This window comes from Kribbella sp. NPDC043289 (genome assembly GCF_056436705.1).
Genome location: NZ_JBWKCB010000003.1, coordinates 740,514 through 767,451 on the forward strand (window position 1 = coordinate 740,514; position 26,938 = coordinate 767,451).

26 protein-coding genes are annotated in these 26,938 nt (G+C 69.1%); 18 read left to right on the forward strand and 8 right to left on the reverse strand.

The features are described 5' to 3' along the window. Positions 1–37 precede the first annotated feature (37 nt). From AC0662_RS21905 to AC0662_RS21940, 8 genes are read left to right on the forward strand one after another with little or no spacing between them, the layout of a single operon-like run. The gene (locus AC0662_RS21905) at positions 38–826 is read left to right on the forward strand and encodes a TIGR03084 family metal-binding protein (RefSeq protein WP_478302794.1); all 789 of its coding nucleotides are present in this window, start codon (positions 38–40) and stop codon (positions 824–826) included. Beyond that, a complete protein-coding gene (locus tag AC0662_RS21910) occupies positions 823–2,532 on the forward strand; it encodes an acyclic terpene utilization AtuA family protein (protein ID WP_478302796.1) in 1,710 nt (569 codons plus the stop codon). Before AC0662_RS21905 ends, AC0662_RS21910 begins: the two co-directional genes overlap by 4 nt. Beyond that, positions 2,529–3,653 carry an acyl-CoA dehydrogenase family protein gene (locus AC0662_RS21915; protein WP_478302798.1) on the forward strand — a complete coding sequence of 375 codons (1,125 nt, stop codon included), beginning with the start codon at positions 2,529–2,531 and terminating at the stop codon, positions 3,651–3,653. Before AC0662_RS21910 ends, AC0662_RS21915 begins: the two co-directional genes overlap by 4 nt. Continuing rightward, entirely contained in the window at positions 3,650–5,203 is a 1,554-nt protein-coding gene (locus tag AC0662_RS21920; RefSeq protein ID WP_478302800.1) for an acyl-CoA carboxylase subunit beta, read from the forward strand. Before AC0662_RS21915 ends, AC0662_RS21920 begins: the two co-directional genes overlap by 4 nt. A 5-nt stretch (positions 5,204–5,208) precedes the next feature. Beyond that, complete coding sequence (locus AC0662_RS21925) at positions 5,209–7,161, forward strand: acetyl/propionyl/methylcrotonyl-CoA carboxylase subunit alpha (protein ID WP_478302802.1); 1,953 nt, start codon at positions 5,209–5,211, stop codon at positions 7,159–7,161. Next, positions 7,158–8,315 (forward strand): acyl-CoA dehydrogenase family protein, encoded by a 1,158-nt coding sequence (locus AC0662_RS21930; protein ID WP_478302804.1) that lies wholly within the window; start codon positions 7,158–7,160, stop codon positions 8,313–8,315. The genes AC0662_RS21925 and AC0662_RS21930 overlap by 4 nt, the downstream gene beginning before the upstream one ends. Positions 8,316–8,356: 41 nt before the next feature. Beyond that, the gene (locus AC0662_RS21935; RefSeq protein WP_478302806.1) at positions 8,357–9,913 is read left to right on the forward strand and encodes an AMP-binding protein; all 1,557 of its coding nucleotides are present in this window, start codon (positions 8,357–8,359) and stop codon (positions 9,911–9,913) included. Then, complete coding sequence (locus tag AC0662_RS21940) at positions 9,906–10,517, forward strand: TetR/AcrR family transcriptional regulator (RefSeq protein ID WP_452199233.1); 612 nt, start codon at positions 9,906–9,908, stop codon at positions 10,515–10,517. Before AC0662_RS21935 ends, AC0662_RS21940 begins: the two co-directional genes overlap by 8 nt. Here the strand turns inward: AC0662_RS21940 and AC0662_RS21945 are convergent. Beyond that, a complete protein-coding gene (locus AC0662_RS21945) occupies positions 10,490–11,221 on the reverse strand; it encodes an AraC family transcriptional regulator (protein WP_478302808.1) in 732 nt (243 codons plus the stop codon). The genes AC0662_RS21940 and AC0662_RS21945 overlap by 28 nt on opposite strands. A gap of 54 nt (positions 11,222–11,275) precedes the next feature. On the opposite strand from AC0662_RS21945, the gene AC0662_RS21950 reads away from it, so the two are divergent. The 4 genes from AC0662_RS21950 (at position 11,276) to AC0662_RS21965 (ending at position 16,419) form a co-directional block, all read left to right on the forward strand. Further along, the gene (locus AC0662_RS21950; RefSeq protein ID WP_478302810.1) at positions 11,276–12,400 is read left to right on the forward strand and encodes an MFS transporter; all 1,125 of its coding nucleotides are present in this window, start codon (positions 11,276–11,278) and stop codon (positions 12,398–12,400) included. Between the two features lie 62 nt (positions 12,401–12,462). Beyond that, positions 12,463–13,887 carry an MDR family MFS transporter gene (locus AC0662_RS21955; protein WP_478302812.1) on the forward strand — a complete coding sequence of 475 codons (1,425 nt, stop codon included), beginning with the start codon at positions 12,463–12,465 and terminating at the stop codon, positions 13,885–13,887. Positions 13,888–13,957: 70 nt separating this feature from the next. Then, complete coding sequence (locus AC0662_RS21960) at positions 13,958–15,406, forward strand: MDR family MFS transporter (RefSeq protein WP_452199240.1); 1,449 nt, start codon at positions 13,958–13,960, stop codon at positions 15,404–15,406. Then, positions 15,403–16,419 carry a GNAT family N-acetyltransferase gene (locus AC0662_RS21965; protein ID WP_478302814.1) on the forward strand — a complete coding sequence of 339 codons (1,017 nt, stop codon included), beginning with the start codon at positions 15,403–15,405 and terminating at the stop codon, positions 16,417–16,419. The genes AC0662_RS21960 and AC0662_RS21965 overlap by 4 nt, the downstream gene beginning before the upstream one ends. A gap of 4 nt (positions 16,420–16,423) precedes the next feature. Here AC0662_RS21965 and AC0662_RS21970 read toward each other — a convergent pair whose 3' ends face one another. The 5 genes from AC0662_RS21970 to AC0662_RS21990 all read right to left on the reverse strand — a co-directional run bounded on the left by AC0662_RS21970 (position 16,424) and on the right by AC0662_RS21990 (position 20,181). After that, positions 16,424–17,005, reverse strand: a complete 582-nt coding sequence (locus tag AC0662_RS21970) for a hypothetical protein (RefSeq protein WP_452199243.1) — start codon at positions 17,003–17,005, stop codon at positions 16,424–16,426. A 47-nt stretch (positions 17,006–17,052) separates the two neighbouring features. Beyond that, positions 17,053–17,637 carry a hypothetical protein gene (locus AC0662_RS21975; protein ID WP_478302816.1) on the reverse strand — a complete coding sequence of 195 codons (585 nt, stop codon included), beginning with the start codon at positions 17,635–17,637 and terminating at the stop codon, positions 17,053–17,055. A 215-nt stretch (positions 17,638–17,852) separates the two neighbouring features. Next, complete coding sequence (locus AC0662_RS21980) at positions 17,853–18,887, reverse strand: hypothetical protein (protein ID WP_478302818.1); 1,035 nt, start codon at positions 18,885–18,887, stop codon at positions 17,853–17,855. Positions 18,888–18,984: 97 nt separating this feature from the next. Further along, on the reverse strand, positions 18,985–19,443 hold the full coding sequence (locus AC0662_RS21985; protein ID WP_478302820.1) for a MarR family winged helix-turn-helix transcriptional regulator: 459 nt from the start codon (positions 19,441–19,443) through the stop codon (positions 18,985–18,987). A gap of 564 nt (positions 19,444–20,007) precedes the next feature. Beyond that, a complete protein-coding gene (locus tag AC0662_RS21990) occupies positions 20,008–20,181 on the reverse strand; it encodes a hypothetical protein (protein WP_165549662.1) in 174 nt (57 codons plus the stop codon). Positions 20,182–20,409: 228 nt separating this feature from the next. Between AC0662_RS21990 and AC0662_RS21995 the strand changes: the two genes are divergently transcribed. From AC0662_RS21995 to AC0662_RS22010, 4 genes are all read left to right on the forward strand, one after another. Then, entirely contained in the window at positions 20,410–21,705 is a 1,296-nt protein-coding gene (locus AC0662_RS21995; RefSeq protein ID WP_452196462.1) for an NsdA family TPR-like regulatory protein, read from the forward strand. 9 nt (positions 21,706–21,714) lie between these two features. Next, the gene (locus AC0662_RS22000; protein WP_478302822.1) at positions 21,715–22,266 is read left to right on the forward strand and encodes a GNAT family N-acetyltransferase; all 552 of its coding nucleotides are present in this window, start codon (positions 21,715–21,717) and stop codon (positions 22,264–22,266) included. Positions 22,267–22,286: 20 nt separating this feature from the next. Further along, complete coding sequence (locus tag AC0662_RS22005) at positions 22,287–23,177, forward strand: oxygenase MpaB family protein (protein ID WP_452196460.1); 891 nt, start codon at positions 22,287–22,289, stop codon at positions 23,175–23,177. A gap of 74 nt (positions 23,178–23,251) precedes the next feature. Next, entirely contained in the window at positions 23,252–24,394 is a 1,143-nt protein-coding gene (locus tag AC0662_RS22010) for an ROK family transcriptional regulator (RefSeq protein WP_452196459.1), read from the forward strand. Between the two features lie 36 nt (positions 24,395–24,430). Here AC0662_RS22010 and AC0662_RS22015 read toward each other — a convergent pair whose 3' ends face one another. After that, positions 24,431–25,027: a ParA family protein gene (locus AC0662_RS22015; RefSeq protein WP_478302824.1), complete on the reverse strand. Its 597-nt coding sequence runs from the start codon at positions 25,025–25,027 to the stop codon at positions 24,431–24,433. 255 nt (positions 25,028–25,282) lie between these two features. Between AC0662_RS22015 and AC0662_RS22020 the strand changes: the two genes are divergently transcribed. Together AC0662_RS22020 and AC0662_RS22025 are read left to right on the forward strand one after the other, a co-directional pair. Beyond that, complete coding sequence (locus AC0662_RS22020) at positions 25,283–25,807, forward strand: RNA polymerase sigma factor (protein WP_478302826.1); 525 nt, start codon at positions 25,283–25,285, stop codon at positions 25,805–25,807. Beyond that, positions 25,804–26,052: a hypothetical protein gene (locus AC0662_RS22025; protein ID WP_478302828.1), complete on the forward strand. Its 249-nt coding sequence runs from the start codon at positions 25,804–25,806 to the stop codon at positions 26,050–26,052. The genes AC0662_RS22020 and AC0662_RS22025 overlap by 4 nt, the downstream gene beginning before the upstream one ends. On the opposite strand, the gene AC0662_RS22030 is transcribed toward AC0662_RS22025, so the two are convergent. Continuing rightward, positions 26,049–26,906, reverse strand: coding sequence for an NAD(P)-dependent oxidoreductase (locus AC0662_RS22030; RefSeq protein ID WP_478302830.1), 858 nt, complete (start codon positions 26,904–26,906; stop codon positions 26,049–26,051). The two genes, AC0662_RS22025 and AC0662_RS22030, sit on opposite strands and share 4 nt — an antisense overlap. Positions 26,907–26,938: the final 32 nt, after the last annotated feature.

Here is a 26,938-nt window from a genome sequence, read left to right on the forward strand (position 1 = left end):
CGCTCGGCTGCACGATCCCCTGGTGAGGGAGTGCAGCATGCAACTGGACGAAGTACTGGCCGATCTGTGGGCCGAGAGTGCCGAGCTGGATCGGCTGGTCGGCGGTCTGGCCGCGGACGAGTGGGCGACACCGACGCCGGCCGAGGGCTGGACGATCGCGCACCAGATCTCGCACCTGGCCTGGACGGACGAGGCGACCCAACTGGCCGCGACCGATCCGGACGCGTTCCAAGCGTCGCTGCAGAAGGCCGCCGCGAGCCCGACGACGTACGTCGACGACGGCGCCGCGGAGACCGCCGCGCTGCCGCCGGACCGGCTGCTGACCTATTGGCGAGAGGCCCGGGCCGAGGTCGCCGAGGCGCTGAAGAAGGTTCCGGCCGGCGAGAAGGTGCCTTGGTACGGACCGCCGATGAGTCCGACGTCGATGGCGACCGCGCGGCTGATGGAGACCTGGGCCCACGGACAGGACGTCTTCGACGCGCTCGACGTACGACGGCAACCGAGCAACCGCCTGCGGCACGTCGCCCACCTCGCGGTCCGGACCCGGGACTTCGCGTACCTCCTCAACAACCGGACGCCACCCGCCGACCAGTTCCGCGTCGAGCTGACCGGACCTGACGGCGACGCGTGGAGCTGGGGCCCCGAGGACGCCGCCCAGCGCGTGACGGCCCCGGCCGTCGACTTCTGTCTGCTCGCCACCCAGCGACGGCATCGCGACGACCTGGCTGTTCGGGCTGAGGGAGCGGACGCCGAGGAGTGGTTGGGAATCATCCAGGCCTTCGCCGGGCTGCCGGGGAAGGGTCGTCAGGCAGGACAGTTCGCATGACTGAGCCACTTCGCATCGGGAACGCGTCCGGGTTCTACGGCGACCGGTTCAGTGCGGTGCAGGAGATGCTGACCGGCGGACCGCTCGACGTCCTCACCGGTGACTACCTGGCCGAGCTCACGATGCTCATCCTCGGCCGCGATCGTCTGAAGGATCCGTCGCTCGGGTACGCCCGCACGTTCCTCAAGCAGCTCGAGACCGGTCTCGGTGAAGCGCTCGATCGCGGCGTGAAGATCGTCAGCAACGCCGGCGGGCTCAATCCCTCGGGTCTGGCGGAGGCCATCACTGCGCTGGCCGAGCGGCTCGGGCTGCACCCTGCCATTGCCTACGTCGAGGGCGACGATCTTCTGCCCCGGGCCGAGCAACTGAAGCTCGGACAACCCCTGACCGCCAACGCCTACCTCGGCGCCTGGGGCATCGCGGAGGCGCTGCAGGCGGGAGCCGACGTCGTCGTGACCGGCCGGGTGACCGACGCGTCGGTGATCGTCGGACCGGCCGCTGCCCACCACGGTTGGAAGCGCACGCAGTACGACGAACTCGCGGGCGCCGTCGCGGCCGGTCACGTGATCGAGTGCGGCTGCCAGGCGACCGGCGGGAACTACGCGTTCTTCACCGAGATCCGCGACTTCGGCCGGCCCGGGTTCCCGATCGCGGAGATCCACGCGGACGGCAGCAGCGTGATCACCAAACACGACAACACCGGCGGGGCGGTCACCGTCGACACGGTCAAGGCACAGCTGCTCTACGAGATCACCGGCGCCCGGTACGCCGGTCCCGACGTCACCACGCGCCTGGACAGCATCGAGCTCGCCGACGACGGTCCCGACCGGGTGCGGATCTCGGGCGTCCTCGGTGAGCCGCCACCACCGACGTACAAGGCGTCGCTGAACAGCGTCGGTGGGTTCCGGAACGAGGTCGACTTCGTACTCACCGGGCTGCAGCTGGAGCAGAAGGCGGAGCTGGTGCAGCGCCAGCTCGAGCAGGCGCTGCCCAAACGGCCCGCCGAGCTGAAGTGGTCGCTGGCCTGGACCGAGAAGCCCAACGCCGAGTCGGAAGAAGAGGCGAGCGTCTTCCTCCGCTGCGCGGTGAAGGACCCGGACCCGAAGGTCGTCGGTCGCGCGTTCAGCAGCGCCGCGGTCGAACTGGCGCTCGCGAGCTACCCCGGCTTCCACGTCACCGCGCCGCCTGGCGACGGATCGCCGTACGGCGTCTTCCGGGCCGGGTACGTCGACGCTCGGGAGGTGGAGCACGTCGTCGTACTGCCGGACGGATCGCGGACGGTGGTCGAGCCGGCGGCCGAGACGCAACTGCTCGAGCCTGTCGACGACATCGAGGAACCGATGCCGTTGCTGCAACTGTCGAGCGGACCGCCACGGACCCGCGAGGTCCCGCTGGGCCGGATCGCGGGTGCACGTTCGGGTGACAAGGGCGGTGACGCGAACGTCGGCGTGTGGGTGCGCGACGAGAAGGCGTACCGCTGGCTCGCGCACACCCTCACGGTCGACCTGTTCAAGACGCTTCTTCCGGAGACACAACCGCTGACCGTGACCCGCTACCTGCTGCCGAACCTGTGGGCGGTGAACTTCGTCGTCGAGGGCCTGCTCGGCGAGGGGGTCGCGGCGCAGGCCCGGTTCGATCCACAGGCGAAGGCGGTCGGCGAGTGGCTGCGGTCGCGGTACGTCGACGTACCGGAGGTGCTGTTGTGAGCGCCGAAGAAACGGCACTGCGGGAGTCGGTGCGGCGGTTCATGGCGGCCGAGGTGCTGCCGCACCTGGATCAGTGGGAGCGGGACGGCGAGCTGCCGCGGGAGCTGCACAAGAAGGCCGGCGCGATCGGGCTGCTCGGCGTGGGGTTCCCCGAGGCGGTCGGTGGTGGCGGCGGTTCGTTGTCGGACGCGATCGCGGTCGTCGAGGAGATGCACTACGCCGGTGGCTCGGGCGGTCTGGTCGCGTCGCTGCTGACCTGCGGGATCGCGTTGCCGCACATCGTTGCTGCGGGCAACCAGGCGCAGATCGATCGGTGGGTGCGACCGACGCTCGACGGTGAGCTGATCGGCGCGCTGGCGATCACCGAACCGGGTGGCGGGTCCGATGTCGCGTCGATCCGTACGACGGCGCGGCGCGAGGGCGATGTGTTCGTCGTGAACGGCGCGAAGACCTTCATCACGTCGGGTTGTCGCGCGGACTTCGTGACGACGGCGGTCCGCACCGACGGTCCTGGCGCGCATGGGATCAGCCTGCTGGTGATCGAGCAGGGCTTCGAGGTGTCGCGGAAGCTGGAGAAGATGGGCTGGCTGTGCTCGGACACGGCCGAGCTGTCGTTCACCGACGTCCGGGTTCCGATCGAGAACCTGGTGGGCGCCCAGGGATCCGGGTTCGTGCAGCTGGCGGTGAACTTCGTGGCCGAACGGCTGACGCTGGCCGTGCAGGCGTATGCGGGTGCTCAGCGGGCGCTCGATCTCACGGTCGAGTGGTGCCGGAACCGGGAGACGTTCGGGCGGCCGTTGATCTCGCGGCAGACCGTGCAGCACACGCTGACCGAGATGGCCCGGCGCATCGACGTCGCGCGCGTCTATGTGCACGAGGTGGCGCGACGGGCGGACGCCGGCGAGGACGTGATCGCGGAGACCTGCTTCGCGAAGAACACCGCGGTCGAGACCGGGCAGTGGGTCTGCGACCAGGCGCTGCAGTTGCACGGCGGCCTCGGCTACATGCGGGAGGCCGAGGTGGAACGCCAGTACCGCGACCAGAAGATCCTCGCCATCGGCGGTGGGACGACGGAGATCCTGACCGGCCTGGCCTCCAAGATACTGGGGTACACCGCATGAGCAATCGGGAGGCGATGCTGGAGAAGCTCGCCGCGCTCGACGTCGAACAGGCCAAGGCGCTGGCCGGTGGCGGGGAGAAGTACGTCGACCGCCACCACAAACGCGGCAAGCTATTGGCTCGGGAACGCATCGAGCTGTTGCTCGACCCCGACTCGTACTTCCTCGAGCTGTCACCGCTGGCCGGCTGGGGATCGGACTTCACCGTCGGCGCCAGTCTGGTGACCGGGATCGGTGTGGTCGAGGGCGTCGAGTGCCTGATCACCGCGAACGATCCGACGGTCAAGGGCGGCTCCAGCAACCCGTGGACGCTGCGCAAGGCCTTGCGCTCCGACGAGATCGCGCGGGCGAACCGGCTGCCGGTGATCAGCCTGGTCGAGTCCGGCGGCGCGGACCTGCCGACGCAGAAGGAGATCTTCATCCCCGGCGGCGCGATGTTCCGCAACCTGACCCGGTTGTCGGCCGAGGGGATCCCGACGATCGCGCTGGTGTTCGGCAATTCGACCGCGGGCGGCGCGTACGTCCCGGGGATGAGCGACTACGTGGTGATGGTCGACGGCGGCGCGAAGGTGTTCCTGGCCGGACCGCCGCTGGTGAAGATGGCGACCGGTGAGGACGCGGACGACGAATCGCTCGGTGGCGCGTCGATGCATGCGCGGAAGTCCGGGCTGGCCGACTACTTCGCGGTCGACGAACAGGACGCGATCCGGCTCGGGCGGCAGATCGTGTCGCGGCTGAACTGGCGCAAGGCGGGTCCGGCCCCGAGCCCGGCGTACCAGGAGCCGTTGCACGACGCGGACGAGCTGCTGGACATCGTCCCCGGAGACCTGAAGATCCCGTTCGATCCGCGGGACGTGATCGCCCGGGTGGTGGACGGGTCGGTGTTCGACGAGTTCAAGCCGCTGTACGGTTCCTCGCTGGCGACCGGGTGGGCATCGGTGCACGGTTACCCGGTGGGGATCCTCGCGAACGCGCGTGGGGTGCTGTTCAGCGAGGAGTCGCAGAAGGCGGCGCAGTTCATCCAGCTCGCGAATCGCGCGAACACGCCGCTGATCTTCCTGCACAACACGACCGGGTACATGGTCGGGCAGGAGTACGAGCAGGGCGGGATCATCAAGCACGGGGCGCAGATGATCAACGCGGTCTCGAACTCTCGCGTGCCCCACATCTCGATCCTGATGGGCGCGTCGTACGGCGCCGGGCACTACGGGATGTGCGGCCGGGCGTTTGATCCGCGCTTCCTGTTCGCGTGGCCGTCGGCGAAATCGGCGGTGATGGGACCGCAGCAGCTGGCCGGGGTGCTGTCGATCGTCGCGCGGGCCGCCGCGGAGGCGAAGGGGATGCCGTACGACGAGGACGGCGACCGGCAGATGCGCGCGTACGTCGAAGGTCAGATCGAGGCGGAGTCGCTCCCGATGTTCCTGTCCGGCCGCCTGTACGACGACGGCGTGATCGACCCCCGCGACACCCGCACCGTCCTCGGCATCTGCCTGTCCGCCATCCACTCGGCCCCGGTCGAAGGCACGTCGTCCTTCGGCGTCTTCAGGATGTGACGCGCATGTTCAGCTCTGTTCTGGTCGCCAACCGAGGCGAGATCGCCCGGCGGATCTTCCGCACCGCGCGCTCCCTCGGTCTGTCCACAGTCGCCGTGTACTCGACGGCCGACGCGCGGATGCCGTTCGTGGACGAGGCCGACGCTGCTGTTGAGCTTCCCGGAAACGCGCCCGGCGAGACGTACCTCCGCGCGGATCTCATCGTCGACGCGGCGGTGCGCGCGGGCGCGGACGCCGTACATCCGGGGTATGGGTTCCTGTCGGAGAACGCCGGCTTCGCGCAGGCGGTGATCGACGCGGGATTGACCTGGATCGGGCCGCCGGTGGACGCGATCTCCTCGATGGGGTCGAAGATCGAGGCGAAGAAGCTGATGGCCGCGGCCGGGGTGCCGGTGCTCGCCGAGCTCACGCCGGCCGAGGTGTCGGCCGCTGATCTGCCGGTGCTGGTGAAGGCGTCGGCCGGCGGTGGTGGACGCGGTATGCGGGTGGTGTCGCGGCTCGAGGACCTCGCGGCGGAGATCGACGCCGCGTCGGCGGAGGCGCTGTCGGCGTTCGGCGACGGAACGGTGTTCTGCGAGCGGTACCTCGCGACTGGTCGGCACATCGAAGTACAGGTCCTGGCCGATCAGCACGGGACGATCTGGGCGGTCGGCGAACGCGAGTGCTCGATCCAGCGCCGCCACCAAAAGGTCGTCGAGGAAGCACCGTCGCCCCTCGTCGAACGTCTCCCGGGGATGCGGGCGGCTCTCTTCGACGCCGCGCGGAAGGCTGCTGCGGCGATCAACTACGTCGGCGCGGGGACGGTCGAGTTCCTTGCGGACGGGGCCGGGAACTTCTACTTCTTGGAGATGAACACCCGGCTCCAGGTGGAACATCCGGTCACGGAGGAGACGACCGGCCTCGACCTGGTCGAACTGCAGTTCGCCGTTGCTTCGGGTGGCCGGTTGCCTCAGGAGCCGCCGCCGACACGCGGGCACGCGATCGAGGTGCGGCTGTACGCCGAGGATCCGCTGCACGACTGGCAACCCCAGACCGGCACCCTCCACCGCTTCGCGATCGGCGACGACCCGCGGTTGGGAAACAAGAGGGCTCTGGACGACCAAAAGGTTCCCAACCGGCTGCGCGTGGACTCTGGGGTCGAGGACGGGTCCGAGGTTTCGCCGTACTACGACGCGATGCTGGCGAAGGTGATCGCGTACGGGGACGACCGTACGGCGGTGGCGCGGCGGCTGGCCGGGGTGTTGGAGCGGGCGACGATCCACGGGGTGGGGACGAATCGCGATCTGTTGGCGTGGACTCTACGGCACCCGGCGTTTCTCGCGGGCGACACCGACACGGCGTTCTTCAGCACGCACGGGGTAGGTGAGGCGGTCGGTGACGACGTGGTGCGAGTGTCGGCGTTGGCCGCAGCGCTGGCGGATGCGGCGGATCGACGTACGCCGGTGCAGGTGCCGAGCGGCTGGCGCAACCTCGCATCCCAACCGCAGAAGAAGAGCTACCGTGTAGGTGACGCGGTGCATGAGGTGACGTATCGCCTGACCCGCGACGGGTTGGTTGCGGACGGCAACATCAAACTCCTGGACTCCGCACCCGATCGGGCGGTGCTCGAGGTCGATGGCGTACGCAGGTCTTTTGATATTTCCGGGTATGACGGACTGGTCTGCGTGGACTCGGCGCTGGGCAGCGTCACACTCACGCCGGTGGAGCGGTTCATCGACCCGACGCATCAAGTCGCCGCGGGGTCGTTGGTGGCGCCAATGCCGGGGACGGTGACTCGGGTTGGCGTGCAGGTGGGTGACGTGGTGACGCAAGGGCAGCCGTTGGTGTGGTTGGAGGCGATGAAGATGGAGCACACGATCGCCGCCCCGGCCGACGGAGTGGTCGGTGAGTTGAAGGTGGCAGCGGGACAACAGGTCGAGGTCGGCGCGGTACTGGCCGTGGTTGGGGAGGACGCATGAGCTTCGTTGAATCGGAGGAGCGCCGGGAGCTGCGGAAGGTCGTCGGCGAACTCGGCAAGAAGTACGGCTACGCGTGGTTCAACCAGCAGGCCCGTAGCGGCGGCCACACCACCGAGCTCTGGCTCGAGGCCGGCAAGCTCGGGTATCTCGGCGTCAACCTCCCCGAGCAGTACGGCGGCGGAGGTGGCGGCATGGCCGACCTGTCGATCGTCCTCGAGGAGCTCGGCGCGGCCGGCTGCCCACTGCTGATGATGGTCGTCTCCCCGTCGATCTGCGGCACCGTGATCTCCCGCTTCGGCACCGACGACCAGAAACAGCACTGGCTCCCCGGCCTCGCCGACGGTACGACGATCATGGCGTTCGCGATCACCGAACCGGACGCCGGCTCGAACTCCCACCAGATCACCACCACGGCCCGGCGTACCGAGAACGGCTGGTCGCTGACCGGGCGCAAGGTCTACATCTCCGGCCTCGACGTCGCGAAGGCGATCCTGGTCGTGGGCCGCACGGAGGACTCACGCACCGGGAAGCTCAAGCCGGCGCTGTTCATCGTCCCGGTCGACGCGACGGGCGTGGAGTTCCGGCAGATCGAGATGGACCTGATCAGCCCGGACAAGCAGTACGCCTTGTTCCTGGACGACGCACACCTGCCGCCGGAGGCGCTGGTCGGTTCCGAGGACGCGGCGCTGATGCAGCTCTTCGCCGGGCTGAATCCAGAGCGGATCATGGCGTCCGCGTTCGCGATCGGGATCGCCCGGCACGCGCTCGACAAGGCGACGGCGTACGTGAAGGAACGGCAGGTCTGGAAGACGCCGATCGGCGCGCACCAGGGCATCGCGCACCCGCTCGCGCAGATCAAGATCGAGCTCGAACTCGCCCGGCTGATGCTGCAGAAGGCCGCCGCGCTGTACGACGCCGGCGACGACCTGGCCGCGGGTGAGGCCGCGAACATGGCGAAGTACGCCGCCGGCGAGGTCGCCGTCCGCGCCACCGACCAGGCCGTGCAGTCCCTCGGCGGCAACGGCATGACGGTCGAGTACGGAGTCGCCTCGCTGGTCGCCGCCGCCCGCGCGACCCGGATCGCGCCGGTCAGCCGGGAGATGATCCTGAACTTCGTCGCCCAGCACTCGCTCGGTCTACCCAAGTCGTACTGAGGTCCGTCACAGTCTCACCATCGCCACCAGGGGAGGATCCGATGATCATCACCAGTCAGTTCGAGCCGGTCGAGGCGCTCGACGAACCGATCCACGACGCCGTCCTCGGCAAGGCCCAGGAGTTCGGCGACCGGCCGGCCATGATCGACGGCGTCACCGGCCGGGAGATCAGCTACGCCCAGCTCGACCACATGCACCGCCGGGTCGCGGCCGGGTTCGCCGAGCTCGGCATCCGGCACGGCGACACGATCGCGCTCTACAGCCCGAACACGATCCTCTACCCGGTCGTGTTCTACGGCGCCACCCGCGCGGGTGCCACCGTGACGACGGTCAACGCGCTCTACACGGCCGACGAGCTGCACAAGCAACTGGTCGACTCGAAGGCGAAGTTGCTGGTGACGATTTCGCTCTTCCTGCCGGTCGCGACCGCGGCGATCGAGGGTACGGACGTCACCGAGATCTTCGTCTGCGACCAGGCCGAGGGGTACCGCTCGGTCCTGGAGCTGGTCGCGTCGACCGGCCCGGAACCCGAGGTCGCGATCGATCCGGTCAACGACGTCGCCGTCCTCCCGTACTCGAGCGGAACCACCGGTGCGGCGAAGGGCGTGATGCTGACGCACCGCAACATCGCGACAAACATCCACCAGGCCGAGTCGATGTTCGACCTGGAGGACGGTGAACGGATCATCGCGATCCTGCCGTTCTTCCACATCTACGGGCTGTCCGTGCTGATGAACCTGCCGCTGCGGCTCGGCGCGACCGTCGTCGTACTGCCGAAATTCGACCTGCAGCAGTTCCTCACGACGCTGGACACGTACCGGATCACACGGGCGTTCGTCGCACCGCCCGTCGTCCTGGCGCTCGCCAAGCACCCGGCGGTCGACGGGGTGAACCTGTCGCACCTGAAGTACGTGACGTCGGCTGCCGCGCCGCTGGACGGTGAGCTCGCCGAGGCGTGCGCGAAGCGGCTCGGGCTGCACGCCGTCCTGCAGGCCTACGGGATGACCGAGCTGTCGCCGGGGACACACGTCGTACCGCAGGACGACCCGGAGCCGCCGCCGGGCGCGGTGGGCAAGCTGTTCCCGTCCACCGAGATGCGGCTGGTCGGTGCCGACGGCAACGATGCGGACGAGGGCGAGATCTGGATCCGCGGGCCGCAGGTGATGAAGGGGTACGTCGGCCGGCAGGCGGAGACCGACGCGACCATCGACCGCGAGGGATGGCTGCACACCGGTGACATCGGCCGGATGGACGACCGCGGCTACCTGTACGTGATCGACCGGGCGAAGGAGCTGATCAAGTACCACGGGTACCAGGTCCCGCCGGCCGAGCTGGAGGCGGTGCTGCTCACCGACGACCGGATCGCCGACGCGGCGGTGATCGGGGTGACCGCGGAGGGCAACGAGGTACCGAAGGCCTTCGTGGTGCCGATGCCCGGCGCCGAACTGACCGAGGCCGACGTGATGGAGTACGTCGCCGCGCGCGTGGCGCCGTACAAGAAGATCCGGCAGGTGGAGTTCATCGACGCGGTACCGAAGGCGGCGTCCGGGAAGATCCTGCGGCGGGAACTGCGGGCCCGCGAGGCGGCCCGTGAGTGAAGCGCTGAAGACACCCCAGCAGGACAGGTCGCGCGCGACCCGCCAGCGGTTGCTCGAAGCGGCGCTCGAATCGCTGGCCGAGGTCGGGTACGCCGCGACGACGGTGAGCGTGGTGGCGACCCGGGCCGGGGTCTCGCGGGGCGCCGCGCAGCACCACTTCCCGACGCGGGCGGATCTGTTCGCGGCGGCGGTCGAGTACATGACCGAAGTACGGCTGGCGGAGATCCGGGCGCAGGCCGCGCGGCTGCCGAGCGGGGCAGGGCGGACCGAGGCGATCGTCGGGATGCTGGCCGACGTGTACACCGGTCCGTTGTTCCGCGCGGCGTTGCACCTGTGGGTGGCGGCCTCGACGGAGGAGGCGTTGCGGCAGCAGATCGTGCGGCTGGAAGCACACGTAGGCCGGCAGGCGCACCGAGCATTGCTGGAGGTCCTGGAGGTCAGCGAGCGAACGCCCGGCGTACGCGAGACCGTTCAGGGCGTGCTGGACATGGCGCGTGGTCTCGGCCTCGCGGACCTGCTGACCGACGACAGCGCCCGCCGCCGCGGCATCGTCCGCCAATGGAGCCAAATCCTCGATCAGACCCTCCGCGAGCCTGGAGTGTGACCGAAGGTGCGGCGGAAGGTGTCGATGAACGCGCTCGTCGACGCCCATCCGGTTCGGTGCGCCACGCGCGTCACTGACTCCCCATCCGCGAGCAGGATCAGCGCCTGGTGCAACCGGAGCTGTGTTCGCCATTGCGGGAAGCTTATTCCCAGGTCGGTCTGGCACAGGCGGCTCAGCGTGCGTTCGCTTGCGCCGACCACTCGCCCCAATTGCGTCAGTGTCCTGCCGTCAGCCGGGTCGTCCCGCAGGAAGTTGCAGACGGCAACCAGCCGTGGGTCGTTTGGAGTCGGCAGGTAGGTCGGTCGCTGAGCCGACCGCCGCAACTGATCGAGCAACACGCGTCGCAACCGCTCCTGCTCCGCGGCCTCTTGGTCGTCATCAGAGGTGAAGCTGAGGATGAGTTCACGGAGTAGCGGGCTGACGTCGAGCGCGGATGGCGCATCGAGCGCGAGGGGGTTCTCCTCGAGACCAATCGTGTGGAGTGCGGTCTCGCCGTACGCGCGGTGTTGGTGCACCGTCCCGGCGGGGACCCAGATCGCCCGGGTGGCCGGAGCGACCCAACTACCGGCGTCCGTGGTGACGGACAGGACGCCGCGCCCGGCGTACACGATCTGGTGGCGGTCGTGCCAGTGCGCCTCGATGCCACCGCCTGCCTGGATCGGCCGGTGGCCGGTGGTCGCGGGACGTTGGCGGGTTTCCGGCATCACTTGGCATTTTATCGGAAGCCGGACAGGCCGTCGGCTCGCGCCGATCGACCGGTGCGCAAACTTCGACCGATCGGACTGATGGCGACCGGCCACGCCTGCGTGGACGTCTACCAGGGCTGCGTGCCCGCGCTCGTCCCGTTCCTCATGGCCGATCGCGGCCTCGGGTACGTCGCGGTGTCCGGCATAACGCTGGCGGCGACCCTGCTGTCATCGGTGGTCCAGCCGGTGTTCGGCGTACTGACCGACCGCCGTCCACTGACCTGGCTGATCCCGGTCGCGATGACCACGGCCGGGCTCGGCATCGCGCTGATCGGCGTCGGCGATACGTACCTGCTCAGCTGGCTCGCGGCCGCATTGTCCGGGCTGGGCGTCGCGGCGTACCACCCGGAGGCCGCGCGGATGGCGCGCCTGGTGAGCGGCGGCAGTCACGTCGGGATGAGCTGGTTCTCGGTCGGCGGGAACGTCGGGTTCGCGCTGGCGCCCGTCCTCGTCCCGCCGATCATCGCCGCGGGCGGGCTGGCGCTGACGCCGCTTCTCGTCGTACCGGCGCTCGTCGGGGCCGCGATCACTTCGTGGGCGGTCCGGTCCCGCGTCACGGACGCGACCGTCCGCCTGCGGGCCGAAGGGACCGACGACTGGCCGTCGTTCCTGCGGCTGTCGGCGATCATGATCTGCCGGTCGATCGTGTTCGTCGGCCTCGGCACCTTCATCGCCCTGTACGCCGGCCAGCGGGTCGGCGGCGGGACCGCGACCGGCGGCACCGCGCTGTTCGTCCTCTTCGCCGCGGGCGCCCTCGGCACGCTGCTCGGCGGCCGCCTCGCCACCCGCTACGGACGGGTCCGCACCCTGCGCACGTCGTACGCCGTCGCGGTCCCGGCGATCGCCTGCTTGGTCTTCGTCCCCGGACCAGCGTTCTTCGGCTTCCTGGCCCTCACCGCGATCGCGATGTCGATCCCGTTCTCACTGCACGTGACCCTCGGCCAGGACTTCCTCCCGGGCCGCGTCGGTACGGCAGGCGGCATGACCCTCGGCCTCGCGGTCAGCATCGGCGGCGTCGCCACCCTGGTGCTTGGCACGATCGCGGAGCACACCTCGCTCCGGCTCGCGCTCAGCACACTGATCGCGCTCGCCCTCTGCGGCAGCCTGATCGGGTACGCGATCCGTGAGCCGGTCTGAGCGTCCAGAAGACGATCAGCCGGTAGGGAAATCGCTCCCGGCCACCTACATTGAGCACCGCCATGGCTGCTGAGCGGATCGATCGGACGAGTGTGGGACTCCGATCGGGACGAGGGCCGGTCCTGCTCGCCGTGATGCTCACGCTCGGACTCGTCGCCATCGATTCGACGATCCTGTCCACCGCCGTACCGTCAGTCGTCGCCGACCTCGGCGGGTTCACGCAGTTTCCTTGGTTGTTCTCGGTCTACCTGTTGGCCCAGGCGGTGTCGGTGCCGATCTTCGGCAAGCTCGCCGACCTCCGCGGGCGCAAACCGGTCATGCTGCTCGGCATCGGGTTGTTCGTGCTCGGCTCGGTGCTCTGCGGACTCGCCTGGAGCATGCCGGCACTGATCGCGTTCCGGCTGGTCCAGGGGCTCGGCGCGGGCGCCGCGCAGCCGACGGCGATGACGATCGTCGGCGACATCTACACCTTGGCGGAGCAGGGAAAGGTCCAGGGGTATGTCGCCGGCGCGTTCGGTGTCGCGTCGTTCGCCGGACCGGTGCTGGGCGGCCTGTTCTCCGACTACCTGTCGTGGCGGTGGATCTTCTTCGTCAACATCCCGCTCGGACTCGCGGCCGCATGGGTGCTGATCCGCGCCTTCCGGGAGTCCGTCGGCCACAGGCTCCGGCACCGGACCGACTACCCGGGCGCCATCGTGCTCGCCGTCGGCGGCTCGCTGCTGCTGCTCGGACTGCTCGAGGGCGGCGTGTCCTGGGGCTGGGGTTCAGTACCGGGACTCGCGGTCCTGACGGGTGCGGCGATCCTGCTCGGCGCGTTCGTCCTGATCGAGCGTCGTGCCGACGAGCCGGTCATCCCGTTGTGGGCGTTCGGCCGTCGCATACCGGGTTCCGCGAACGCGGCCGCCCTACTGATCGGCGCACTGGTGGCCGGTCTGTCGACGTACGTCCCACTGTTCGCCCAGGGTGCGCTGGGTACGTCGGCTCTCGTCGGCGGGCTCGCCCTGGCGGGGATGACTCTCGGATGGCCGATCGCTGCATCGGCTGCGGGGCGGATGTACGTCGTACTCGGCTTCCGGACCGCGATGCTGCTCGGTGCGATCATCGCCGTACTCGCCGCCGGACTCCTTCTGACGGCCGGCTCCCTGCTGCACCTGACGGCGGCCTGCTTCGTGATGGGAGTCGGGCTCGGGCTGTGCGCGACGCCGTCGATCGTCGCCGCTCAGCGCTCGGTGGACTGGCACATGCGCGGTGTGGTGACCGGGGCGAACATGTTCGCCCGCTCGATCGGCAGTGCGATCGGCGTCGCCGTCTTCGGCGGCGTAGCCAACAGTGTGGTCGGCCACTCACACGCGGATCTGGAGAAGCTGCCTGGAGACGTGCTCGGCCGCGCCGTTCACGCGGTCTTCTCGGTTGCCGCGATCGCCGCGGTACTGCTCATCGCCGCGGTGGTCTCCATGCCCAACCGCATCGCCGAACGCGGCAACTAGGAGTGCGCAGTCCAGCAGGCGATCCCCGCGTGGGGAATTTGTTGTCACATCACATACATTGATCAGCAATATGACTACTGAGCGGATCGACCGAGCGAGTGTGGGACTTCGGTCGGAACGAGGGCCGATCCTGCTCGCGGTGATGCTGAGCGTCGGGCTGGTCGCGATCGACGCGACGATCCTCGCAACCGCCGTACCGTCCGTGGTCGCCGATCTCGGTGGGTTCACCCAGTTCCCCTGGCTGTTCTCGATCTACCTGCTGGCGCAGGCGGTGTCGGTGCCGATCTACGGCAAGCTCGCCGACCAGCGCGGACGGAAGCCGATCATGCTGCTCGGCGTCGGGCTGTTCGTCCTCGGGTCGGTGCTCTGCGGGTTCGCCTGGAGCATGCCGGCGCTGATCGCGTTCCGCCTCGTCCAGGGGCTCGGCGCGGGCGCGATCCAGCCGATCGGGATGACGATCATCGGCGACATCTACACCGTCGCCGAGCGCGCCAAGGTGCAGGGGTACGTCGCCAGCGTCTGGGGGATCTCGTCCTTCGTCGGACCCACGCTCGGTGGCGTGTTCTCGGACTACATCTCGTGGCGGTGGATCTTCTTCGTGAACATCCCGCTCGGGATCGCGGCCGCGTGGGTGCTGGTCCGGCGGTTCGAGGAGAAGGTCGCGGAGAAGACCAGCCACCAGATCGACTACGCGGGCGCGATCCTGCTGGCGGTCGGTGGTTCACTGCTGCTGCTCGGGCTGCTCGAGGGCGGCGTGATGTGGGACTGGGGTTCGGGACCGAGCATCGTGATCCTGGCCGCGTCCGTCGTACTGCTGGTCTCGTTCGTGCTCGTCGAGCGGCGCGCGGCGGAGCCCGTCCTGCCGCTGTGGGTGCTCGGGCAGCGAGTGCTGAACTCGGCCAACTCGGCGGCGCTGCTGATCGGGTTGCTGATGATCGGCCTCTCGACGTACGTGCCGCTGTACGCCCAGAGCGTCCTCGGTACGTCGGCACTCGTGGCCGGGTTCGCACTGGCAGCGATGACGCTCGGCTGGCCGATCGCCGCATCGTTCGCCGGGCGCATCTACCTGCGGGTCGGGTTCCGGTCCACGATGCTGCTCGGCGCGCTGATCGTCGTACTCGGGTCCGGGATCCTGCTCACGGTCGGCCCCGGCAGCTCGGTCCTGCACCTGGCCGCCGCCTGCTTCGTCATCGGGATCGGCCTCGGCTTCTCCGCGTCACCGTCGGTCGTGGCCGCGCAGTCCTCGGTGGGCTGGCGGACCCGCGGCGTGGTGACCGGCGCGAACATGTTCTCCCGCTCGGTCGGCAGCGCGGTCGGCGTCGCCGTCTTCGGTGCCGTCGCGAACGCCGTGGTCGCAGCCCGCCTCGGCGACGACCACGCCGACCTTGAGAAGGTGCCGGCCGGGACCCTGGCGCCCGCGATCCACGACGTCTACTACGGCGCCGCCGCGGCCGCAGTGCTCCTCGTCGTGGCCGTCCTGTTCATGCCGAACCGCATCACCGAGCAGCCCCTTCGATGACCGAGCGCGCGGTCGACTGTGTCGGCGCCTTGATCCGGGACTCGCAGCATCGCGTCTACCTGCAGCGTCGTACCGCTGATCGACGGTTGTTGCCGGGGATCTGGGACATCGTCGGCGGACACCTGGAGCCGGGCGAGACACCGGAGCAGGCGTTGGCCCGCGAGGTCGAGGAGGAGACCGGCTGGAAGGTCCGCGACATCGTCTGGCCCGTCGCCGACTGGGAGTGGGAGTGGGAAGGCCGGGTACGCCGTGAGGTCGACTACCTCATCACGGTCGACGGCGACCTGAGCCGACCGCGACTCGAAGCCGGCAAGCACGACGCGTCCGCGTGGGCCGGGCCGGACGACCTCGACCTGCTGATGGTCAACCGAACCGACGGCGACCGACGCCTGCGCGACCTGGTGGCGCACGCCGTCAGGACCCGCTTCACCGACCGTCTCCGCCTCGAACCGATCACCGGACCCAACGGTGTCCTCCCCGGACATGCACCGGACCTGCTCCGCCTGTTCTCGGACCCGTGGGTCGCCCACTGGTACGGCGTCTCATTCGCACCCGAGGACGCCGACGCCCAAGCCGCACACCACCAGGCCGCCTGGGAGCGCCAGTCGGTGAGTAAGTGGATCGCCTACGAACGCACCACCGGCGCACTGGCCGGCCGCGGCGGTCTCTCCCGACTCCCCGCCGAAATACCCATCACCAACACGATCGCCGCCCTCGCCGGCCCGGCCTGGACAACCGACCGCCTGGAACTCGGCTGGGCCCTCACCGAACCCGCCCGAGGCCGAGGCCTAGCCACCGAACTAGGCCACGCCGCCCTCACCTACGCCTTCACCACCCTCAACGCCACCGCGGTAGTCGCCTTCACCGAACAATCCAACACAGCATCCCAAGCCGTCGTGCAACGCCTCGGCATGCACCCCGTCGGCCAATTCCACGCCGAAGGCTGGTCCGCAGACGGCACGGAAATCCACCCCCACGCCCCCTTCACCGTCTACATCGCCCGCGCCGACTGAGACCTCACTCCTTCTTCTTCGCAAGCTGAGCCGCGATCCGCGCCCGAGACTCCTCAGCCTGGATCCTGTCCTCCTCGTCCAACGCGGCCAGCGTTGCGGCGTCGATCGACAGCGGGGCCTGCGCCAACCGCTCCGCCAAGCTGAGATAGGCCACACCGCCGACCGGCAGCTCGATACTCGCCTGGCCCTGCCAGAACTCACCCCCGAGCTCGAACACCTGCACCATCGGCTCGTACGGATCATCCAGCCCGGGGAACTGCTGGTACGGCGCATCGCCCAGTGAAACCCACCGGAACATGTCGGCAATCACCTTGCGCACCAGCGGCTTCAGCTCATGCCCAACCTCAGCCTCCAGCCGCTCCAGCCACACCGGATCGCCCTCCACAGCCGGATCGACCAGCGGCGCAATGTCCGCAAACGCCCACCGCTCCGTCACCCCCAACGCATTCGCCCACAACGCCTTCCGCCGAAGAAACTCACTCGCCAACCGCCCCCGCGCCCGAAAGTGCCGCAACTCCGCAACATCGTCATCCCACGCAGCCCCCACCAACCGCACCAAAAACCGCTCACAAGCAGCCGCTGCCATCACAGCCCAACCATTCCTTTGCTGTGCCTAACTGAGCCTGCCTGCACCTACTCGGCAGCGTCCTGCGTACGTCGGGCCTCCAGCCGGGCTCGTGCTTCCTCGAGTTGGATACGGTCCTTCTCGTCCAGCTCGGCCAGGGTCTCGGCGTCGATCGGGATCGGTGGCTGGGCCAACCGGAAATCGAGTGAGCGGTAGACGACCCCGGCGATGGGCAACTCGATGCCACTCTGCCCTTGCCAGAACTCACCACCGCGTTCGAAGACCTGCACCATCGGCTCATACGGATCGTCGAACTCGGGAAACCGCTCCTTCGGCCGCTCGCCCAACGACGCCCACCGGAACATGTCGGTGATCACCTTGCGAACCAGCACCTGCAACTCGTGGCCGGCTGCGACCTCGACCCGCTCCAGCCACGCTGGATCGGTCTCCACAGACGGGTCGAACAACAGCGCGACATCCGCGAACGGCCAGCGCTCTGTCACTCCCAGCGCGTTCGCCCACACCGCCTTCCGCCGGAAGAACTCACTCGCCAACTGCCGCCGCGACGTCTCGTGCAGCAACTCGGCCTCGTCGTCATCCCACCTCGCCGCCACCAAGCGCGCCAGCAACCGCTCCGCCGCCGTATCCGTCACAACCCCAAACCTTCCTTGGCCACTCGAACCACCTCGTCCAGGTTCGACAAATCCTCCGCCACCCCGCAACTGGTCCCGGGGGATAACCAGCGTGCTGTCCCAGTGCACCAGCAGGTCCTTCATCGTCGACTGCATACTCCTCGGTGCCGCGGCGTGCGCGGTCAGATGCTCGCGCGTAACCCTCGGCCCATACTCGCTCGTCCCACGCGGCCGGATCAGCCGAAAGATATGGGAGTCCGGCGTCCATCAGTTTCGCTTCGACGTACTCGTGGAGCGACCAGAATTCGACACCGCTGCCGGTCGGTCAGCTCGGCGCCGGATGCGACGCGCTCCCACAACACCCCGACTTCCGAGAGCGGCATGAAGTGCCCGTGCCTGACCTCGCCCGGGCCGACTGCCACGTCGTGCTGACGAACGAAGAGGTGCTCCTTCGCTTCTTCGACCACCTCGCGTGGGAAGGCGCTGTTCTCGGCGACCGTGTCGATGTCGTCGGCTTCGCGGATCCGGCGGTAGGCGTCCATGTCGCGCGGATCGTCGGGCGTCTCCACGAACTCGTTCTCAGGCGTGTCCTTGCCCTCGGTGTCCTCTTGCGGAGCAGGCTCGCGAGCTTCCGTGGACTCAACCTGAGCTTGTGAGTCGTCCTCATCGTCATCCACCGAGCGGTCGGCGGCAGTATCCGCGTCGGGCTCGGGATGTTCTTCGGGCTCCCGCGAGTCGGCGTCCTCGCGGTTCTGACCCCAGCCGTCGCGGGCGAAGAGGGGGTTGGCCGCCATCTTCTCGCGGAGCCGTGGTGAGAGTTGGTCGTCGCGAGGCTCGGTCTGCGGGTCGTCGGTGGTCGGCTGCTCGGCGCGCTCGGGGGTGGACGGCGGCTCGGCGTCGGTTGTTGGTTGGTCGGCGCGTTTGTCGGTGGGGGTGACGGGTGTGGAGTCGTTCGGCTTGGCCCTGTACTGGAGGCGGGCCAGGGTGTCGTCCTTGAGGAGGCGGTCCCGGATCTCAGGTGGGTACGACGCGAACAGGTCCTGGTCGTCGGTACGTCGATCCGCTGCGGCCGCCTGACCTCGCCCCGAAGCGTTGTCGAGCGGCTTCGGCGCTGGGCGAACCGCCGGCGAGTCCGGCTCGGGGCGCTCAGAGGGCGCGGTCGGCTCGGAAGCCTCCGGGACGGGCGGGCTGGGAGGTGGTTCGGCGTACCCGCTGTCGGGCTGGTTCGGGTTGCGATCGACAGGGCGGCCGCTGAGCTCACCGCGTGCCATCCGCAGACCCCCAGGACGAGACCAGAGGCATCAAGGTACTGCGCAGGAGAGTCAAACGACCACACTCCGTCAGCATCCGTCACATGTCCGGTTCGGATCAGGTTGGCGGACCGGGGGCGGACATTTGGCGGTCCAGGGTGGTGGTGAAGCGGGTTAGGAGGGTGGCGAAGGTGGATCGTTCGTCGGGGGTCCAGTCGTGCATGGCGGCGGCGAAACGGGTGCGGCGGTGGGCGTGGACGGTGTCGAGTTGGGCGCGGCCGGTGGGGGTGAGGACCAGATGGGTACGGCGGCCGTCGGTTTGGTCTGCTTCTCGGCGGATGAGGCCGGACTCGACCGCCGCGGCGACGAGTTTGCTCGCTCGGGGCTGGTCGACGCCGAGTGCTGTTGCGACGCCGTTGACCCCGAGTGGTTCGGGCTCTGACGCTTCGATCGCGTCGAGGACGTCCTGGAGCGGTGACGGGCTGCCGGACTGGACGGCGAAGGTGCGGTGGGTCTGGCGCCGGCGGATCGTCACCATCGCTGCCTCGACTTCGGCGATCGGATCGGTCTTGTCCATGACCAGCTCCAAAATATATGCTCATTGACATGTATATGTCAGATGACAACAAGCCTATCGGGTGGTGGTTGAAGGAGGTCGACCGACTGCTCGAGGCGTCAATCGAGCAGGTGCTCGCCGAGGACGGGTTGAGCCGGCGGCAGTGGCAGGCGCTGAACGCGGCGGATGGCCGCGAATCTGGCGCACAACGTCTGAAGGCTCCGAGTGTGACCGTCCAGGCGCGACGGTCACACTCGGAGCCTGCCACCTCAAGGGGGAGGTTCCCGGTGAGGTGTCGGGAAGCTCCGGTGTCCCACCGCCCGGGACACTCGGCCCTGCCTGGCCCGAGGTGTCGGCCAGGAGGTGGTTGGAACGGCTGGGCGGCGGCGATACAGGGAACTCAGCCGCCAAGCCCAGCCGGGTCAGGTGGGCGGCGCGGTCCGGAGCTGAGGAGTGCTCCGGACCGCACCTCGGTTTGTCCGGGACTGAGGAGGGTCCCGAACCTTCCAAAACTGCCCCTGAACGTGAGGAGACTCCAGGGTGCAGCTCACCGGGTCTGAGGAGGGACCCGGAAGAGTCGGTGTTTCAGTCCGTGCTGTCGAGCGGGCCGAGCAGGTCGTTGGTGACCTTGAGACCGGCGAAACGTCGCCGCATCGCCTGTTCGTAGCGGGCTGCCAGCGGCGCCTCCGCGACGTACTGCGCGATCACGTGCTCGCCGAACCAGACCCGGACTCTGCGCCGGTGCTGTCTCGACGTCATTTCCGCGATGGTCACAACCTCTCACCCCGTAACTCTCAGGCCTTGCAACCAGTTGGACTTACTGGTTGTCATGGCAGTAATGGTGCACGAGCCCAACGTGACCGCTCTAGGACCTGGACCGGACCTTTGCCGGACCTCTTCAGGTCCTCTGGCGGACATCTGGGGGACAGCACCTTGTCGTGGGGCACAAGTCGAGACAACGTCTGACTGACGTGAACGGGAGGAACGATGGCGAGTAGGTACGCGCCAAAGACGGTCCTGGCGCACCTGATCCAGCGCCGGAACCAGACCTACTCCGAGATCGTCGCCGAGTTCGTCGAGCTGGGTGGAACCATCACCGAGCGGCATCTCCGTCGGCTCGCATCGGGCGAGCGGGCGGGGACCACTCCACAGACCCGGCGCACCCTGCAACGCATGTTCGGCAAGCCGGTCGAAGAGCTCTTCGCACCGTATGTCGCCGAGCAGGCCGCCCAGGTGGTGCCGGCACCTGCCGCGAGTGGACGGATCACGACAGGTAATGAGATGGAGGTTCTCGACATGGCTGCCAGCCGAGCCAGGGCATTCGCCCTTGCGGCCCAGTCCGGTCTCGGAAGCGAGGCCATGGAACAGGTGTACGACGACGTACGCCACGCCGCGACGGCGTACCCGCAGCGCCCACTGCCGGAGATCCTCGGTCAGCTGGTCGAGACGCAGGACCTGGTGTTCGCCCTGCTGGAGAGCCGGCAGCGCCCGGAGCACCACCGGCAGCTGTACTTCCTGGCCGGTGTCACCGGCGGACTGCTCGCCAAGGCCTCCCACGACCTCGGTAACCCGCACGCCGCGCTGACCCAGGCGCGGACGGCGTTCCTGTGTGCCGACAACGCCGACCACCACGGCCTGCGGGCCTGGGTGCGCGGTCTGCAGTCGCTGGTCTCGTACTGGGCCGGCAACCCGCACGACTCGGTGCGGTACGCGCAGCTCGGCGCCGGGTACGCCGAGCAGGCCAACAGCACCACTAGCGTCTGGCTGCCGGTCAGCGAGGCCCGCGCCTGGGCCGCGCTCGGCAACCCGGAGGCCACCCGGGCCGCGCTCGAGCGCGCCGAGGAGGCGTGGAACTCGGTCCGCAACGACGACCTGGACGACATGGGCGGTCTGTGTACCTTCGGCCGCAACCGCCAGCTGTACTACGCCGCTGACGCGCTCGCGTGGCTGCCGGGTGAGGTCGACCAGGCGCACCGGTACTCGAGCCAGGCTGTCGACGCGTACACCGACCAGAGCCACCCGGAGTGGGCCTTCGGCGACGCCGCGGGCAGCCACGCCGCGATGGCGATCACCCGGATCGCGAGCGGTGAGCTGGACGGCGCGGCGGACGCGCTGGCCCCGGTGCTGACGCTGCCGACCGAGCGCCGGATCAACGGCGTGGTGCACTCGGCCCGCCGGGTCCACCAGGCGCTGCGGCAGTCCGGTCGCGCGGACGACGCCCGTGAGCTCCAGGAGGAGATCGAGACCTTCACCCGGACGCCGATGCAGACCTATCCCCGATAGCCTGCGTGAATGGACCCGCTCAGCGGCGAACGCACCACACTGCGAGAATTCCGGACCTCTGATCTCGACGACTACCTCGCGATCGCCGGCGACGACCGGGTCACCGACTGGATGGCCTTCGACAGCTACGACCGGGCCAAGGCCGAGGAGATGTTGTCCGGCATCGTGCAGCGGGCGGCCCGGGAGGACCGCCCGGACTACATGCTCGCGGTCACCCGGCCGGACGACGACCACGTGATCGGGTTCGCCCGGATCGCGCCGAGCGGGCCCTGGGCCGCGAAGCTCGGGTACGCGATCGGCGCCGATCACTGGGGCCGCGGCTATGCCACGGACGCGGCCCGGGCACTGTTGCGGTTCGCCTTCGACACCCTCGGCCGGCACCGGGTGACCGCCGCGATCGGCCCGGAGAACGAAGCCTCGATCGCGGTCGTCAAGCATCTCGGTTTCAGCTACGAGGGGCACCTCCGCGACCACGTCTTCACCAACGGCGGCTGGCGTGACTCGCTGCTCTACTCGCTGCTCGAGGACGAATACGCCACAGGCGACCGCGCGCAGGGTTGAGCGGTGGGGAGACTGGGCGTATGGCTGCCACCTTCTCCGCCCAGCTGAACCCGCTGCGCGACGGCCTGGCGCGGATGATCCTGACCAAGGTCGCGGGTCCGGACCCGCATGCGGAGCGCGACCGCGTGCACAACACCCCCGGGCCGCGCTGGTTCGCACCGGACCGCCCGATCCGGCGGGTGCACGCCGACGCGTCGATGTTCGCCGGCGGACTGCGGGCGCTGCTGCTCCAGTCGCTGCACCCGCTCGCGATGGCCGCGGTCGCGGCGCACTCCGGCTACCGCGGTGACCCCTGGGGGCGTTTGCGCCGGACCAGTTACTTCCTCGCGATCACGACGTACGGCGCGATTCCGGACGCCGAGGAGGCGATCGCGCATGTCAGGTCCGTGCACGACCGGGTCCGCGGCACCAGCCCGGACAGGGTGAAGTACCGGGCCTCCGACCCGCATCTGCTCAAATGGGTGCACGTGGCCGAGGTGGACAGCTTCCTGGCCGCCCACCAGCGGTACGGCGCGCACCCGCTCACCGCCGAGGAACAGGACCTGTACGTCGAGGACGCCGCGCTCGTCGCCCGCAAGCTCGGCGTGATCGACCCACCGACCACGGTCGCCGAGCTGCACCAGCTCCTCAGGCAGTACCAACCCGAGCTCCGCGGTACGACGGAAGCTCGGCAAGCCGCCCGGTTCATGCTGGTGCATCCGCCCGTGCCGTGGGCAGTCCGGCCCGCGTACGGCGTACTGACGGCTGCCGCGGTCGGACTGCTCCCGTGGTGGACCAGACTGCCGCTGCGACTCCCCTACCTCCCGCTGGCCGAGCAGACCGTCGTCAGAGCGGCCGGTGAGGGCCTCACCAGGACCATTCGCTGGGCTCTCGCGTCGCCAACACTGTCAGAAACCGGCGCGGAGGCATGACGCGCCGGTAGGTTGTTCTCGTGCCGCTGCGTCCTCATCGTCCACTCCCACTGGCTACGCCGGCGGGAGTCGAGGTGCTGACCAGGATTCTGACCCAGGGCCCGATCCCGCGGGTGGAGATCGCGCGCCGGACCGGGCTGTCACAGGCGGCGGTCACGAAGGCGGTCGCGCCGCTGATCGAGACCGGGTTCGTCACCGACCAGGCCGCGGCGCCGCCCGAGGCCGAGCTCGGGATCGGGCGTCCGGTGAGCCCGCTGACCGTCGTACCGAGCAGTGTCTCGGTGATCGGCGTGAAGGTGACGCCGACGAGCCTGATCGGAGTGACCACCGACTTCACCGCTGGGATCCTCAACGTCCGGCACGACGAGCTGGACGACACCGATCCGGACGTGGTGATCGAGCGCCTCGCCGACCACGTGAAGGCGCTGATCACCGCCCTCAAGTCCGGTACGGCGGTGGCGGGTCCGCTGGCCGGGATCGGGATCGCGGTGTCCGGTGACGTCGACGCGACGAACGGTGTCGTCCGCGACTCGCCGCTGATGGGTTGGCGTGGCGTGCCGGTCGCCGAGCTGCTGGGCAAGCGCGTCCGGGTGCCGATCGTGGTGTCGAACGACGTCCGCGCGCTGACGGTGGCCGAGCACTGGTTCGGGGTCGGCGTGGACGCGGACTCGTTCGCGGTGGTGACGATCGGCTCCGGCATCGGCTGCGGGCTCTACATCAACGGTGAGGTGGTGTCCGGCGCGTACGGCGTCTCGGGCGAACTCGGCCATCTCCCGCTGGCGCCGGGAGACCTGGTCTGCACCTGCGGCCGGCGTGGTTGTGTGGAGACGGTGGCGTCGTCGGACGCGATCCTAGCCCGGATCCGGGAGACGACCGGGCTGGCGGAACTGGACCTGGCCGGTGCGGTGCGGCTCGCCCACGACGGGAACGAGCAGGCCCGCGAGGCGTTCGACCGGGCCGGCGAGGTGATCGGCGCGGCGCTGGCCGCGATGGTGAACCTGGTCGGCCCCGAGCTGGTGGTGATAGCCGGCGAGGGCGTCGCGGAGTACGACCTGTACGAGCAGCGGATGCGGCGGACGTTCGCGGAGCACGCGTTCGGCGCGGCCGGGGACTGCCGGCTGATGCTCCGCTCGCACACCTTCGACGACTGGGCCCGCGGCGCCGCCGCGACGGTGATCCGCTCGTACGTCCGCGGCGAACCACCCCTGCAGCGCTGAGGCCGCCCCCAACCGGTGCGGTTGGAGGCGGACAGGTCAGCTGCGGGCGGCGGCGAGGATCTTGCGCCAGACCTTCTTGTAGGAGTCGAGGCCGTCGGTGGCGAGGGGGCCGGTCGGGCCGGCGGTGATCGAGACCCGCTCCGGGATCGTGCCCCAGACCGGGATGTTGTCGCTCGCGTACTGCTGCATGGCGTCCTGGTACGAGCGGGTGTAGGTGCGTGCCGAGCAGATCACCAGGCCGGCCGGTACGCCGTCCGGGACCAGCTCGAGGACCGCCTTCACCCGGGGTGTCTCGACGCCGCCGACACGGGTCGGGATGATCACGATCCGGGCCCGTTCGAGCGCCTTGTTCAGCAGCCGCTCGTGCGACGGGGGCATGTCGACGATGCCGATACCCTCCGGCGGGACCTTGTCCAGCGCCTTGGTCAGCAGGCGCTCGGTCGGCGCCTCCGCGATCTCGATCCGTTCCAGTTGGCCGTCCTCGGAGTCGGCGATCCAGTCCGCGGCGCTGCCTTGCGGATCCGCGTCGATCAGGGTGGATGTGCGACGGTTGGAAGATGCCAGCGCGGCCAAGTACACCGACGTGGTTGTCTTACCGACCCCGCCCTTCAGTGCAGCTGTCACGATGATCATGAATCGAACCTACCCGGTTTCGGCAGGTTTCCGGCGTGTCGTCGGCGTTGCTCGTTCGCATCGTGATAGTTGCCCCTGGCCCGTGTGTACAAGCTCAAGCCCGCTTCAGCCCGAATCCTTTCGGCCGGCCGGCGCCTCTTACTCCTGAATCGCACCCGACGAAGGAGCACACCATGACCTGGATCATCGTCGCCGCGGCCGTCGCGGTCCTGCTGCTCGGCACCTGCAGCGTCGTCGTCCTGAGCCGGCGGAACCGTGGCTGACCTCGACGAGCACCTGGTCCGCGCCGCCCAGCACGGCGACACCGAAGCCCTCACCACGCTCGTCGCCGACGCCCATCCGACGGTACGCCGGTTCGCGCACACCCTCTGCGCCACACCGGAGGACGCCGAGGACGCCGTGCAGGAAGCGCTGATCATCCTGTACCGCAAGGTCGGGATGCTCCGCGCGACCAGCGCGCTGTCGTCCTGGATGTTCCGCATCATCCGCAACGAATGCCTCCGCCGCGCCCGCGCGGTCCTCCACGCTCCGCCAGTCGACCCTGGCGCCACCGCCCCGTCCGCCGAGCACGAGGTACTCCGCCAACTCGAAGCGCAGGCAGTAGCCGCAGCCATCGCCGCCCTCCCCGCCGACCAACGAGCAGTCCTGGTACTCCGCGACGTCCAGGGCTACTCCGGCCGGATGGTCGCGAACGCCCTCGGCCTCACCGTCCCCGCCATGAAGTCCCGTTTGCACCGCGCCCGCGCCACAGTGCGCGAAACCCTCGGAGCCCCGTCATGACCTTCGCCAGTACCTCGTTGCCCCGTCACCTCGTCCGCGGCGTCCTGGGCTTCGGTAGCCTGATCGCTGCGTTCGCCCTGATCCCGGTGATCGGCCCGCTCAGCCTCCTGCTCCTCCCGGTCGCACTGGTCGCCTTCCGCGGCTGCCCGACCTGCTGGGTCGTCGGACTGATCGAGACCGTCTCCCGCGGCAGGCTGCAGCGGGAGTGCACCGACGGTCAGTGCAAGCTGACCGCGGTCGCCTAAGGCTTCCGGACCATCTCGGCCAGGGCGCTGAGGCCGTTGCCGCCGTACCCGGCCACATCGGCGCGGGCGAAGAGCGCGGCCACCGCACCCGGCAGGGTCACGTCGAGGCCTGCGTCGGTGAACGCCTGGACGACGTGCTCCGAGCCGACGGCCTGCATGTGGAGGTTGTTCTCACCGCCCGGGTACTCACCGGCATCGAGCTCGGCGGTCAGGATCCGGAGGAATCCCATCGGGCCCTCCTGGGCCAGGTCGGTCAGCATGGTCGCGGCGTACGGACGGAGCTGCTCGGCACTTCCGACCAGGGAGGCGGAGTAGAAGTAGCTGATCAGCGTGGTCCAGAAGATGTTCAGCATGGCCTGGTAGTAGAGCATCGCCAGCCCGGGGTCGGTGCCGACGTGGTCGGCGCGGCCGAGCACCTCGAGTGTCGCCCGGTGCGCGTCCAAGACCTGCGCAGGTCCGGCGTAGAACACGTACGAACCGGGCTTCCCGATGCCCGGCGGCGGCACCATGATGCCTCCGGTCACCAGTGTTCCGCCGCGCTCGGCCACCCACTCGGTCGCTTCCCGCAGCCGCTCCGGGCTGTCCGAACTCAGATTGACCAGCACCCGCCCTCGCAGGTCTGCCGCGTCCAGCGACTCGTACATCGCGGTGTAGTCGACCTGACTGATCACCACCACCTCACTGGCCGCCACCGCCTCGGCCGCGGTCGCTGCCGGCACCGCGCCCAACCCGTCCGCCTTGCCCGGCGTCCGGTTCCAGACCGTGGTCTGGTGCCCGGCGGCGACGAACGTTCGGGCCATCGTCGACCCCATCGAGCCGAGCCCGATCACTGTCACTGCTTCTCGTGAACTCATGCGGCCGATGCTCGGCGACCGCGCTACGGGTT